This window comes from Moritella viscosa (assembly GCF_900120065.1).
GTDB lineage: Bacteria > Pseudomonadota > Gammaproteobacteria > Enterobacterales > Moritellaceae > Moritella > Moritella viscosa.
The window spans coordinates 102,661-115,134 of record NZ_FPLG01000088.1 but is presented as its reverse complement, the minus strand read 5'-3'; the positions used below and the strand labels follow the sequence as shown (position 1 = coordinate 115,134).

The window sequence follows — 12,474 nt, the reverse complement described above, 5'->3', positions numbered from 1 at the left end:
TTAAATGCTACTAAATATAATGAATTGATACGCAATAAAACCAGCGAGTAAAATGGCACCTTCAACACGAGTAATACGTCCTGGACGGCCTCTAAAGCTCATTGCCATCACCAGAATTAACACCGTCGCGCCAAGCATATAATAGAAATCACGACTAATAATTGCCGGGTCAATCATGCCCGGAGCTAAAATACCAGGTAGTGATAATACGGCTAAAATGTTGAATATATTAGAACCAATGATATTACCAATAGCAAGGTCATCTTCACCTTTAAGTACACCTGTTACGGATGCGGCGAGTTCAGGTAGGCTAGTTCCAATAGCAATAATAGTCAGGCCGATCACTAAATCACTCATGCCAAAATACTGTGCAATAACAACGGCTGAGCCAACAAGAAAATGTGAACTGACAGGTAATGCAATCATGCCGAAGACTAACCAAGCAACCGCTTTCCAGGTTGGCACACCTTCAGGTACTTCATCATTATGTTCTTGGATAAGCGGATCATTACTTGGACGTTTTAATGCTAGGATAGTTAAGGTGATGATAGTAATAAAGAAAAGTAATAATAAAATCACGCCTTCGTACATTTCTAGTTTTAAATCCCATAGTACAACACCTGCCAGTAGTGTGGTAATTAATACCATCGGGATCTCGCGACGGATTGTTGCTGAGCCTACGAGCAGTGGCTTTATTAATGCGGTGATACCTAATACTAAGGTGATGTTGGTAATATTAGACCCAATCGCATTACCAATAGCTGTGTTTGGTGAACCATTAAGTGATGCCGATACTGCGACCATCATCTCTGGCGCAGATGAACCCATAGCGACAATTGTCAGACCAATAACCAGTGGTGAAATACCTAAATTTCTCGCCAGTCCTGCGGCACCATAGACGAATTTATCGGCACTGATGACCAGTCCAATAAATCCAAGAATTAAAATAATAATATTTGTAGTTAACATCGGCACAGTTTAAAAGTTGATATGAAAGAACACTATTTTCGGTCTTTTTGGACTGAAAGAAAAGGTAAATTGTTAAATCTTATTTAGTATTCAAGCTCGAAGGGTATAAATCATCATATAGTTATACTTTTATGATTGTGTATTATACCGATTACTTTTAGAATACCGGGTTATTTTAATACTTTAGTTTTAAGCGCAATTCTTTCTGCTAGATTGCCATTCACTTAAAACTAAACGTGCGGTTAAGGGTCTATTACAATAACGCTAGCGGCATGTACAGTTTTAACTATGCTCAGAATGGCGATATAATAGGATTTAAGTATTATGGATATTAAAGAATTACAAACATTGCTGGAGAATGCATACACGTTCCAGGAATTACACATTAAAGGTGAAGGCAGCCATTATGAAGTTATCGCTGTCGCTGAGATGTTTGTCGGTATGAACCGTGTAAAAAAACAACAAGCTATTTATGCGCCATTAAATGAGCATATTGCATCAAATAGTATTCATGCGTTAACCATCAAGGCATATACACCTGAAGAATGGGTTCGCGAACGTAAATTCATATTACCTTCTTAGGCTGGATTAGAATGGATAAATTTTTAATTAAAGGTCCTTGTCAGTTAAATGGCGATGTGACTATTTCGGGTGCTAAAAATGCTGCACTACCGATTTTATTTGCCACATTGCTAAGTGATGAAACGATCACTCTTAAGAATGTTCCTGAATTAAGAGATATTAAGACCACGTTGCAATTGTTACGTGAGCTTGGTGCACAGGCAGAACGCAATGCAGAAGGTGACGTTGTTATTACTGCTGGTACTGTTAACTGCCAAAAAGCACCTTATGAGTTAGTTAAAACCATGCGTGCGTCAATTTTAGCATTGGGTCCTTTGACTGCTAAATTTTCGACCGCAGATGTTTCTTTACCAGGTGGTTGTGCTATCGGTGCTCGCCCTGTGAATCTACATATTCATGGTTTAGAAATGATGCAAGCAGATATTCGTGTTGAAGAAGGTTACATTAAAGCCCGTGTTGATGGTCGCTTAAAAGGCGCGCGTATCTTAATGGACATGGTCAGCGTAACTGGCACTGAAAATCTATTAATGGCAGCGGTACTTGCAGACGGAACAACCACGATTGAGAACGCAGCAAGAGAGCCTGAAGTTGTTGATTTAGCTAACTTCTTAAACTCACTTGGCGCTAAGATTAGTGGTATTGGTTCTGATGTATTAACTATTGAAGGTGTTGAAGCGCTTCATGGTGGTACATATACTGTGCAACCTGATCGTATCGAAACAGGTACTTTCCTTGTTGCTGCAGCTGTCACTGGTGGTAAAATTAAATGCCATAAAACAGATCCTTCATTACTTGATGCGGTATTACTCAAGCTTGAAGAAGCGGGCGCCAAAATTGAAACTGGTGATGATTGGATCTCACTTGATATGCAAGGTCGTGAATTAAAAGCGGTAAATATCAAGACGGTACCTTATCCTGGTTTCCCTACGGATATGCAAGCACAGTTCACGGTATTAAATACAGTGGCGAAAGGTACGTCGACTATCATTGAAACTATTTTTGAAAACCGTTTCATGCACGTACCTGAATTAGCGCGTATGGGCGCAGACATTGAACTGGAAGGAAATACGGCTATTTGTCGCGATACTGAGAGTTTGACTGGCGCACAAGTAATGGCAACGGACTTACGCGCATCTGCGAGTCTCGTTATTGCTGGTTTCCTCGCTAAAGGTGAAACAACGGTTGAGCGTATTTATCACATCGACCGTGGTTATGAATTTATTGAAGATAAACTACAAGGCTTAGGCGGCAATATTACTCGCATTGAAGATTAATATTCTTCTGACATTGTTGTCGTTTAAATAACGGCTAATAACGTGTAGCATTTGTAAGATATAAAAAGGGCGCATTATATGCGCCCTTTTTATATCTACGAGGTCTGTATTATGGCTGTCTCGCTTGGAGCTCGCCGAGTGTGACGGAGGTATCGAATTGTTTACCTTCTCGTATAACCGTTAAATTAATTTTTGACCCCGGACGCTGTTCTGCCACCATATCCATTAACCAGATAACATTATCAATTTCAGTGCCATTGAATTTGACTACTACATCACCTGCGATTAATCCGGCTTTCTCTGCTGGCGAGTTTGGCGCGGTATTTTGTATGACAATACCTTGATTGGCTTTCAAACCAAGTAATTTTGCCATAACGGTATTTATTGATGTACCTTCAATTCCGATATAACCACGGATCACGCGACCATTGGCAATCAATGCATCCATAATTTTCACCGCGAGCGGGTAGGGAATCGCAAAGCTAATACCCATGGTTTCAACATTTTCGGCCAATTGGAAAGATGCTGTATTAATACCCACTAATTCACCCAGACTGTTTACAAGCGCACCACCCGAGTTACCTTCGTTAATTGCGGCGTCAGTTTGTAAGAAATTCTGATGGCCAGTGGTGCTCATACCAATACGACCACGGGCACTAATAATGCCTTGGGTGATAGTTTGACCTAAGTTGTATGGATTACCAATGGCGAGTACCACATCACCAATATTGGTCTGTTCATGTTTACTTTGTGGGATACTGGGTAAATTTTTGGCATCAATGTTTAACACCGCAAGGTCGGTATATTTATCAAAACCAATTAACTCGGCAGTGAAAAATCGTCCGTCTTGGAGCGCAACAATTATTTGATCTGCATTGGCAATAACGTGATAGTTTGTAAGTAAGTAACCTTTCTTATTCATGATCACGCCAGAGCCAAGGCTTTGCGGACGTAATGTCGGCTTACTATTAATAGTTGATTTTTGGTAGGTACGTGTATAAATATTGACAACTGAAGGCGCAGCGCGTTTAACAGCGGCAGAAAAACTAATTTGCTCATTAAGACCAAGTGAAAATGGTTGAGTGAGTGCTAAACCTTGTTTGTTTTTTAATTGTGGCAATGCTAAAAGTAATATCGTTGCGACAGCGATACCGAGTAAGATACTTTTTGAAATATATGACAACAAACTTTGCACTGAGATATCCCTACGTTACCTATCAAAAATAGCAACGTAGAGAATAGCATCTCTTTCTTGGAGAATGTAGGAAATAACTTGTAAAGTGATGTAAGTGCTAGCGTAACACTAAAAATAAATGCTGGTTACCCCGCTTGATATTAAGTGCCAGTGTGGATTTTTCTGCAGTGAGCAATTCACGTAACTGGGCTAAATTTTTCACTTTATCTTTATTCACACCAATAATAATATCACCTTCCTCTAAGCCTGATGCAGCCGCTATTGAACGGGATTCGACTTTCGCAATCAGCACTCCTTGATTGTTGTCGGCGCTGACGAATGCCGCACCTTCAAGTCCTGAATGTAGATTACTGGCATTTTCTAGCTTATTATCCGCGGGTTTTAATTTTGCGATTAGACGTTTTTCTTTCCCGTCTCTAATAACACCTAAAGTGACTTTTTTATCTGCGCCTAAGGTACCAATTCTGGCTCTTAATTCACTGAAACTGCGGATGTTATTATTATTGACGCTGACAATAATGTCACCGGCCATTAAACCTGCTTCTTCTGCGGCTGAATTGGGTGTGACTTGGTTAATAAATGCGCCATATTGGACATCAATATCAAACGCTTTCGCTAGATCTGTTGTTAACTCTTGGCCTGTAACACCTAATACACCACGGCGAACTCCACCATGTTCAATAATTTGCTGTATCAGATTGTTGGCCATATTAGCCGGTATCGCAAAACCGATACCGACGTTGCCGCCGTTTGGTCCTAATATAGCTGTGTTAATACCGATTAACTCGCCGCGTAAATTAATTAACGCGCCGCCGGAATTACCACTATTAATCGCCGCATCGGTTTGGATGAAGTTTTCCAAGTTCTCTAACTGAAGCCCAGTTCGACCTAATGCACTGACAATACCTGATGTTACTGTTTGGCCTAAGCCAAACGGATTACCAATGGCGATCGTAAAATCGCCGACACGTAATTTATCCGAGTCTGCGAATTTAATTTCGGTTAAGTTTTTTGCTTTAATTTGTAATAAGGCTATGTCACTGCTTTTATCCGCACCGATGAGTTTGGCATCATATTCATGACCATCTTTTAGCATCACTTGGATCTTGTCCGCATCCGCTATTACATGGTTGTTAGTGAGGATATAACCCTGTTCGGCATCGATGATTACACCAGAACCTAAACCTTGGAAAGGTTGGGTTTGTTGTTGAGAACCTGGGCCTTCAGGGCCAAAGAAATAGCGAAATGCTTCTGGGATTCGCTGTTGAGATACCTTAGTACCAGATACGGAAATATTTACCACTGCAGGGGTTACTTGCTCTAATATCGGCGCAAGACTGGGTAAGGTTTGTCCTGCAACAGCGGGGGGGAAAGCTGTTGCAGGTAAACTTGCTAACCCTATTGCTGTACTTAATGCTAAAGCTGTGAGGGTTTTAAAGTGTAATTTAGGTTTCATAACAGTTTAAGCCTTTAAAAATTAGAAGCATAAACAGTTAGGTGTAGTTGAAAGCTAAAAGTTCAAGTTATTTGTTCAGTAACCCTGAACTCGTACTTGAATAATCTTTTGGTTGCCCTTCTATTGGTTCTGCAGGGTCTACAACTTCTTTGGTTTGAAAAGGAATATCTTTAACGGCAACATTATCTAATAAATGTTTGGCATTGCTGGCTAAATGCTGTTGCATTTCTACATAGGTATCAGACAATTTCATTAATAATTCTTCGGTGCTGGTGAAGTGTTCATTAACATCATGTTTGTATTGTTCAATTTCAGCTTCTTTGGCCAGTAGTTTACCCTTAAACTTACCTGTTTGATCTTTTGTGTTGGTTATCTTCGCAATAGAAAAACCGATAATAATACCGATAACCAAACTAATTAATATTTCAAGATAGGGCATATACACCTCGTTAAATGGTAATTTGTATTCTACTAATACGGGACACTCATTCTGATACTCTAATATAAGCTCCTTAGTTTTAAAATAGTGTATTTCAAAAGAATACAACATGGTAGCATTGATTATTATTAATGCGTGGTGAGCAAGGCGTTAGAAACAGTAAAGGATTAGTAATTATAATGACCCCAATAAAAAAATATCAGCTTGATTTAAAGCGCCCTGACTTTATGTTTGATGCGGCACAAGAGAATGCAGTAATAGCACTACAACGGCTGTTTGATGAATTATTAGTTGTACCAGATAAACCCGTAAAACGCAGCTTCTTAGCCAAGTTTAAAGGGTTAAAAGCAAAGCCTACACCGACGCTAATGAATCCAGTTAAAGGTATTTATTTTTGGGGTGGAGTAGGAAGAGGTAAGACCTATTTAGTTGATACTTTCTACGATTGCCTCCCGTTCGAGAATAAAACCCGTATTCACTTCCATCGTTTTATGCATAGAATCCATCAAGAACTGAAAGGATTAGCGCAACAAAAAGATCCATTGAAAGTGATCGCAAAGAAGCTAGCTAACGAAACACGCGTTATTTGTTTTGATGAATTTTTTGTTTCGGATATTACTGACGCGATGATTTTAGGTACATTATTTGAAGAATTATTTTCTCATCAAGTTATCTTGGTTGCCACATCAAATATTATTCCTGACGAGCTTTACCGTAACGGCTTGCAGCGCGCACGTTTTTTACCTGCGATTCATTTGATTAATCAAAATTGTGACATTATTAATGTAGATAGTGGCGTTGATTATCGGTTACGTACTCTAGAGCAAGCTGAAATTTATCATTTTCCATTAGATGGTGTGGCTCAGAAAAATTTAGATCAATACTTTCAACAATTATCTTGTGATCCTCGTCAGTATAATCAATCGATAGAAATTGAAAACCGTCAAATACCTACTTTAGCAGAAGCAGATAGTGTATTGATGATTGATTTTGCAGAGTTATGTGGAGGGCCACGTAGTCAGGTTGATTACATGGAAATTTCTCGTATTTATCACACTGTATTATTAGCCAATGTGAAACAAATGGGGCGACTAAGGGATGATATTGCCCGTCGATTTATTGCGATGGTAGATGAGTTTTATGAGCGTAACGTTACCTTAATTATTTCAGCCGAATTTGAAATGTCAGCCTTGTACAGTACTGGTTTACTCGATTTTGAATTCCGCCGCTGTTTATCACGTTTACAAGAAATGCAATCCCATGAATATTTGGCACGTGAACATTTACCTTAGATTAGCATGACGAAAACACGCCTGTTTTTAGCACTAAATAGGTAGCTTTTGTGCGCGTTATTAAAATTAATACTGTAATAAACGTATTTATTGATTGAGTTACGGTAAGTATATAGGCTATTGTTTCGGCGGACATGGACTGACAAAGTGACGTTAATAGTGTTATTACGTCATTAAATCCATTCAAAGATTTGCTTCTAAACTTGTGAAGTAAGTAATTATTAGAGCGTTAAGTAGGCTTTTAGTTTAATGAATTATTCACCATACCAAGTGTTTAACAGGGAATATTGGGCTGAACTTCGAGAGTCAGTACCTTTGACCTTATCAGCTCTCGAGTTAAAACAGTTACAAGGTATTAATGAACGTGTTTCTATTGAAGAGGTGTGTGATATTTACCTGCCTTTGTCACGTTTGCTTAACCTATATGTTACTAATCGAATTCAACGCCGTTTTGTTCGCGATCAATTCTTGGGTCGTAAAGTGGCTAAAGTACCCTACATTATCAGTCTCGCGGGTAGTGTCGCTGTCGGTAAAAGTACCACAGCTAGGATCTTGCAAGCATTATTACAATGCTGGAGTGAACATCCTAAGGTGGCGTTAATCACCACTGATGGCTTTCTGTATCCAAATGCGCATTTAAAAGAGCATGGTTTGATGAAGCGTAAAGGCTTTCCTGAAAGTTATGACATTAATGGCTTAGTTAAATTTGTGGCAGATATAAAGTCGGGTCATGCTCGTGTCACGGCTCCTGTTTATTCACATTTTTCTTATGATATCGAAACAGACCAAGAAGTGGTTGTTGAGCAGCCTGATATTGTTATTTTGGAAGGCTTAAATGTATTACAATCGGGATTAGAATACCCTAATGATCCGCATCGGGTATTTGTTTCTGATTTTGTCGATTTCTCTATTTATGTCGATGCTGAGACTGAAAACCTCGAAAATTGGTATGTGCAACGTTTCTTGCAACTCCGAGAAAGTGCGTTTACCGATTCAAGTTCCTATTTCCATCATTACGCTAAACTGGGTGAGGATGAAGCAAAAGATGTAGCATTGAACATTTGGCGTACAATTAATGGTAAAAACTTAGTAGAAAATATCTTACCAACGCGAGAACGTGCTAACCTCATTCTTACTAAAGACCTAAATCATCAAGTGCATCAAGTTAAATTACGGAAATAATCTTAATTTCAGTCATTTTCTTGACCTTATTCTGATGTTTTTTGAGATTAATCTTATTTTTTTTAAAATATAGGTGAAATTTCGCTCATTTCTCTTTATAATACGCGCTGCCCACGAACAAGGTGCTGTGGTGGTTCCTTGTCCTAATGACGCCATGTACTTATTCGAAGGGATGAGTAAGGTATATAGTTCACGTATAGATAACTATATGTGATAGTTTAAACAAATTTTATTGGGTTCAATATAAAATGAAAACTTTTGTTGCTACACCAAGCACGATCAAACGTGAATGGTTCGTTGTTGACGCTGAAGGTAAAACTTTAGGTCGTCTTGCGACTGAAATCGCTACTCGCCTACGTGGTAAGCATAAGCCTGAGTACACTCCTCATGCTGATACTGGCGATTACATCATCGTTGTAAACTGTGAAAAAATCGTTGTAACTGGTAACAAAGCGAAAGGTAAAATTTACTACTCGCACACTGGTTACATTGGCGGCATTAAATCAATTAGCTTTGAACAGCTTATTGAGAAAGCTCCAGAGCGTGTTATCCAGTCTGCGGTTAAAGGTATGTTGCCAAAAGGTCCTCTAGGCCGTGCAATGTTCCGTAAGATGAAAGTATACGCAGGTCCTGAGCACAATCATGCTGCTCAACAACCACAAGTTCTAGACATCTAATTTACGGAATTTAAGCAAATGGCAGAAAATCAATACTACGGCACTGGTCGTCGTAAAAGTTCAACAGCTCGTGTATTCATGAAAGCTGGTACTGGTCAACTAACTATCAATAAACGTTCTTTAGACGTTTATTTTGGTCGTGAAACAGCTCGTATGGTTGTTCGTCAAGCACTAGAATTAGTTGAATTACAAGACAAATTCGACCTAAACATCACTGTTTCTGGTGGTGGTACTACTGGTCAAGCTGGCGCAATCCGTCACGGTATCACTCGCGCACTTATGGAATATGACGAAACTCTTCGTCCTGCTCTACGTGCAGCTGGTTTTGTTACTCGTGATGCTCGTCAAGTTGAACGTAAGAAAGTTGGTCTTAGAAAAGCACGTAAACGTCCACAGTTCTCAAAACGTTAATCCGTTTTTTGGTGGTTCGCTTTATTGCGACGAAAGCCTGGCATATGCCAGGCTTTTTTTTGTCTTTTTTTTGTCTTTTTTTTATTTAACTAGGTTATATCTTTGTTAAATGTAATGCAGTTTCTTACTTGCGCGACTGTACTTAACACAGAAAGAGAGCGACTTGCTCTGTTTACTGAGTCATAAGCGACAGATATTGACTTAATCACTGAAAATCCATGATTAATGTCTCATTATCCTTGTAAAAATGTAACCAATTAATTAAAATTCAACGGCATTTATGTAACTTTTTTAGCTATTAAAAAGTTATCTTTTTTGAAATGGTATTCACTGCAAGATAATAACAATAATTTGCGCTGAGTCCGAATGGGAGAATAATTGGATGAGCAATGCGCCTGTTGATTCTGGTCGTCGTCGCTTTTTAACTGCCGCTACATGTGTAGTAGGTGGTGTTGGAGCTGTCGGCGCAGCCGTACCTTTTATCAAATCTTGGAACCCGAGTGCTAAAGCTAAAGCAGCTGGCGCTCCGGTTGAAGTTGATATTAGTAAAATTGAACCTGGTCAGTTAATTCGTGTTGAATGGCGAGGCAAACCTGTATGGGTTGTATCTCGTACAGAAAGCGTATTAAACGAACTTGAACAGCATGATGGTTCGTTACGCGATCCGGCATCAGAGCAAGAACAACAACCAGATTACGCACAGAACAAATATCGCTCGATTAAATCAGACTTATTTGTAGCCGTTGGTATTTGTACTCACTTAGGGTGCTCTCCAACTTATCTGCCTGACAGCTTTGGCGAACAAGTCGAAGGTGTTTCTTCTGGTTTCTTCTGTCCATGTCATGGTTCTAAATTTGATATGGCCGGTCGTGTATTCCAAGGTGTTCCTGCACCCTTGAATCTAGTGATACCACCGCATTATTATATCGATAAAACGACGATTCTAATTGGTGTAGATAAGGGAGCTGCCTAATGTCATTAGTCAAGTGGATTGATGAACGTATCCCAATGACGGATACGTGGAATAAACACGCTGGTCAATATCCAGCACCGAAAAACTTTAACTTCTGGTATTACTTTGGTATTTTAGCTACGGTTGTTTTTGTCAATCAGATCCTAACTGGTATCTGGTTAACGATGAATTATAACCCATCTGGCGACGGTGCTTTTGCTTCAATTGAATACATCATGCGTGATGTTGAATTTGGCTGGTTGTTACGTTACATGCATTCAACGGGTGCGTCAGCATTCTTTGTGGTTGTATATTTGCACATGTTCCGTGGTTTGATGTACGGTTCATACCAAAAACCACGTGAATTATTGTGGATCTTTGGTTGCTTAATCTTCTTAGCGCTGATGGCTGAAGCTTTCATGGGTTACTTATTACCATGGGGTCAAATGTCATTCTGGGGTGCACAGGTTATTATCTCTTTATTTGGTGCAATTCCAGTAATTGGTGATGATTTAACACTTTGGATCCGTGGTGATTATGTAATCTCGGGTGCGACACTAAACCGTTTCTTTGCGCTACACGTTATTGCTGTGCCATTAGTACTTGTGGTACTGGTATTCTTACACATAGTTGCACTGCATCACGTTGGTTCTAACAATCCAGACGGTATTGAAATCAAAGAGAACAAAGATGAAAATGGCTGGCCGAAAGACGCTATTCCATTCCACCCTTACTACTCTGTGCACGATGCCGTTGCGGTAGTGGTGATGCTTATCTTATGTAGCATTGTGATCTTCTTTATGCCTGAAGGTGGTGGTTACTTCTTAGAAGCGCCAAACTTTGAAGCTGCAAACCCATTGAAAACACCGGATCATATTGCACCAGTGTGGTACTTTACGCCGTTTTATGCAATTTTACGTGCGGTTCCGGACAAACTAGGTGGTGTGATCATGATGGGCCTTGCTATTGTGATGCTATTCTTAGTGCCTTGGATTGATCGCGGAAAAGTGAAATCAATTCGTTACCGTAGTGTTTGGCATAAACTTAATTTATCTCAGTTTGTTATTTGTTTCATTATTCTGGGTGTATTAGGGACATTAGCACCGACACCAGGTCGTACATTATTGTCGCAAATTACCACATTAGGTTACTTTGGCTATTTCGCTCTGCTGTGGTTCTACAGTAAGAATGAAACGACTAAACCATTACCAAAAAGGGTGACAATGTAATGAAAAAATTATTTATCGCGTTACTTACCCTATTGCCTATGGCTGTATTTGCATCTGGTAATGCTGCACATTTAGATGAAGCAAATTATGATTTAAGAGACAAAGCATCATTGCAAAATGGTGCTAAAATCTTCATGAATTATTGTTCTACGTGTCACTCTACGCAATATCAACGTTATTCACGTGTTGCTGATGATCTGGGGATTGATCGTGATGTAATGACTGAAAACTTGGTATTTACGGGCGTTAAAGTTGGCTCATTAATGTTAACTGCGATGCCTGCTGAAAGTGGTGCTAAATGGTTTGGTGCTACACCACCAGACCTAACACTTGAAGCTCGTTTACGTGGTGCAGATTGGGTTTATACTTATCTGCGTTCTTTCTATATTGACGAAACTCGCCCATTTGGTGTGAATAATGTGGTATTCCCAAGTGTGGGTATGCCGCATGTACTTGAAGAACTGCAAGGTACTGCACGTCTTTTAGAAATAAAACATAACGAAGAAGAGCTAGATCTGCCGGAAGGTGCTAGAATTGTTAAAGAAACCGAAGTTGTTGACGCTGATGGTGTTGCAACAGGTGAAATTCTGACTAGCTACCTAAGTCCCGATGGAAACGGTGAGTTATCAGCAGAAGAGTTTGATGAAGCAATGCTCGATTTGGTAAACTTCTTAGTTTACTCGGCAGAGCCTAATCAGCTTGAACGTCAAGAAATGGGCTTCTGGGTTATTGGATTCTTACTAATTCTACTTGTATTTACTTGGTTCCTGAACCGTGAATACTGGCGTGATGTCCACTAATCACTGAGATGTTGCC

At 39.6% G+C, this 12,474-nt stretch carries 13 protein-coding genes; 9 read left to right on the top strand and 4 right to left on the bottom strand.

What is annotated here, in order from left to right; genetic code table 11:
* Positions 1–969, bottom strand: a complete 969-nt coding sequence (locus tag BT797_RS12620) for a calcium/sodium antiporter (protein ID WP_075472275.1) — start codon at positions 967–969, stop codon at positions 1–3.
* A gap of 324 nt (positions 970–1,293) precedes the next feature.
* Between BT797_RS12620 and BT797_RS12615 the strand changes: the two genes are divergently transcribed.
* The gene (locus BT797_RS12615; protein WP_045112143.1) at positions 1,294–1,551 is read left to right on the top strand and encodes a BolA family protein; all 258 of its coding nucleotides are present in this window, start codon (positions 1,294–1,296) and stop codon (positions 1,549–1,551) included.
* An 11-nt stretch (positions 1,552–1,562) separates the two neighbouring features.
* A complete protein-coding gene (gene murA / locus BT797_RS12610; RefSeq protein WP_045112142.1) occupies positions 1,563–2,825 on the top strand; it encodes a UDP-N-acetylglucosamine 1-carboxyvinyltransferase in 1,263 nt (420 codons plus the stop codon).
* A gap of 109 nt (positions 2,826–2,934) precedes the next feature.
* Here the strand turns inward: murA and degS are convergent, their stop codons facing one another.
* From degS to BT797_RS12595, 3 genes are all read right to left on the bottom strand, one after another.
* The gene (gene degS, locus BT797_RS12605; RefSeq protein ID WP_082276056.1) at positions 2,935–4,020 is read right to left on the bottom strand and encodes an outer membrane-stress sensor serine endopeptidase DegS; all 1,086 of its coding nucleotides are present in this window, start codon (positions 4,018–4,020) and stop codon (positions 2,935–2,937) included.
* A gap of 97 nt (positions 4,021–4,117) precedes the next feature.
* On the bottom strand, positions 4,118–5,476 hold the full coding sequence (locus BT797_RS12600; RefSeq protein WP_075472271.1) for a Do family serine endopeptidase: 1,359 nt from the start codon (positions 5,474–5,476) through the stop codon (positions 4,118–4,120).
* Positions 5,477–5,543: 67 nt separating this feature from the next.
* A complete protein-coding gene (locus BT797_RS12595; RefSeq protein ID WP_045112139.1) occupies positions 5,544–5,915 on the bottom strand; it encodes a Z-ring associated ZapG family protein in 372 nt (123 codons plus the stop codon).
* A gap of 179 nt (positions 5,916–6,094) precedes the next feature.
* On the opposite strand from BT797_RS12595, the gene zapE reads away from it, so the two are divergent.
* From zapE to BT797_RS12560, 7 genes are all read left to right on the top strand, one after another.
* Positions 6,095–7,207: a cell division protein ZapE gene (gene zapE, locus BT797_RS12590; RefSeq protein WP_170860756.1), complete on the top strand. Its 1,113-nt coding sequence runs from the start codon at positions 6,095–6,097 to the stop codon at positions 7,205–7,207.
* 249 nt (positions 7,208–7,456) lie between these two features.
* The gene (coaA, locus tag BT797_RS12585) at positions 7,457–8,389 is read left to right on the top strand and encodes a type I pantothenate kinase (protein WP_045112137.1); all 933 of its coding nucleotides are present in this window, start codon (positions 7,457–7,459) and stop codon (positions 8,387–8,389) included.
* 248 nt (positions 8,390–8,637) lie between these two features.
* The gene (gene rplM, locus BT797_RS12580; RefSeq protein ID WP_045112136.1) at positions 8,638–9,066 is read left to right on the top strand and encodes a 50S ribosomal protein L13; all 429 of its coding nucleotides are present in this window, start codon (positions 8,638–8,640) and stop codon (positions 9,064–9,066) included.
* Between the two features lie 18 nt (positions 9,067–9,084).
* Positions 9,085–9,477 (top strand): 30S ribosomal protein S9, encoded by a 393-nt coding sequence (gene rpsI / locus BT797_RS12575; protein ID WP_045112135.1) that lies wholly within the window; start codon positions 9,085–9,087, stop codon positions 9,475–9,477.
* Between the two features lie 382 nt (positions 9,478–9,859).
* Complete coding sequence (gene petA, locus BT797_RS12570; protein WP_045112134.1) at positions 9,860–10,450, top strand: ubiquinol-cytochrome c reductase iron-sulfur subunit; 591 nt, start codon at positions 9,860–9,862, stop codon at positions 10,448–10,450.
* Positions 10,450–11,658, top strand: a complete 1,209-nt coding sequence (locus tag BT797_RS12565; RefSeq protein ID WP_045112133.1) for a cytochrome b — start codon at positions 10,450–10,452, stop codon at positions 11,656–11,658. The genes petA and BT797_RS12565 overlap by 1 nt, the downstream gene beginning before the upstream one ends.
* On the top strand, positions 11,658–12,458 hold the full coding sequence (locus tag BT797_RS12560) for a cytochrome c1 (RefSeq protein ID WP_045112132.1): 801 nt from the start codon (positions 11,658–11,660) through the stop codon (positions 12,456–12,458). Before BT797_RS12565 ends, BT797_RS12560 begins: the two co-directional genes overlap by 1 nt.
* The last annotated feature ends 16 nt before the right edge of the window (positions 12,459–12,474 follow it).

Bases quoted from the DNA above. Each gene is read 5' to 3' on its own strand.
- BT797_RS12620 (WP_075472275.1), bottom strand. From the start codon at position 969: ATGTTAACTACAAATATTATTATTTTAATTCTTGGATTTATTGGACTG.
- BT797_RS12615 (WP_045112143.1), top strand. From the start codon at position 1,294: ATGGATATTAAAGAATTACAAACATTGCTGGAGAATGCATACACGTTC.
- murA (WP_045112142.1), top strand. From the start codon at position 1,563: ATGGATAAATTTTTAATTAAAGGTCCTTGTCAGTTAAATGGCGATGTG.
- BT797_RS12600 (WP_075472271.1), bottom strand. From the start codon at position 5,476: ATGAAACCTAAATTACACTTTAAAACCCTCACAGCTTTAGCATTAAGT.
- BT797_RS12595 (WP_045112139.1), bottom strand. From the start codon at position 5,915: ATGCCCTATCTTGAAATATTAATTAGTTTGGTTATCGGTATTATTATC.
- zapE (WP_170860756.1), top strand. From the start codon at position 6,095: ATGACCCCAATAAAAAAATATCAGCTTGATTTAAAGCGCCCTGACTTT.
- coaA (WP_045112137.1), top strand. From the start codon at position 7,457: ATGAATTATTCACCATACCAAGTGTTTAACAGGGAATATTGGGCTGAA.
- rplM (WP_045112136.1), top strand. From the start codon at position 8,638: ATGAAAACTTTTGTTGCTACACCAAGCACGATCAAACGTGAATGGTTC.
- rpsI (WP_045112135.1), top strand. From the start codon at position 9,085: ATGGCAGAAAATCAATACTACGGCACTGGTCGTCGTAAAAGTTCAACA.
- petA (WP_045112134.1), top strand. From the start codon at position 9,860: ATGAGCAATGCGCCTGTTGATTCTGGTCGTCGTCGCTTTTTAACTGCC.
- BT797_RS12565 (WP_045112133.1), top strand. From the start codon at position 10,450: ATGTCATTAGTCAAGTGGATTGATGAACGTATCCCAATGACGGATACG.
- BT797_RS12560 (WP_045112132.1), top strand. From the start codon at position 11,658: ATGAAAAAATTATTTATCGCGTTACTTACCCTATTGCCTATGGCTGTA.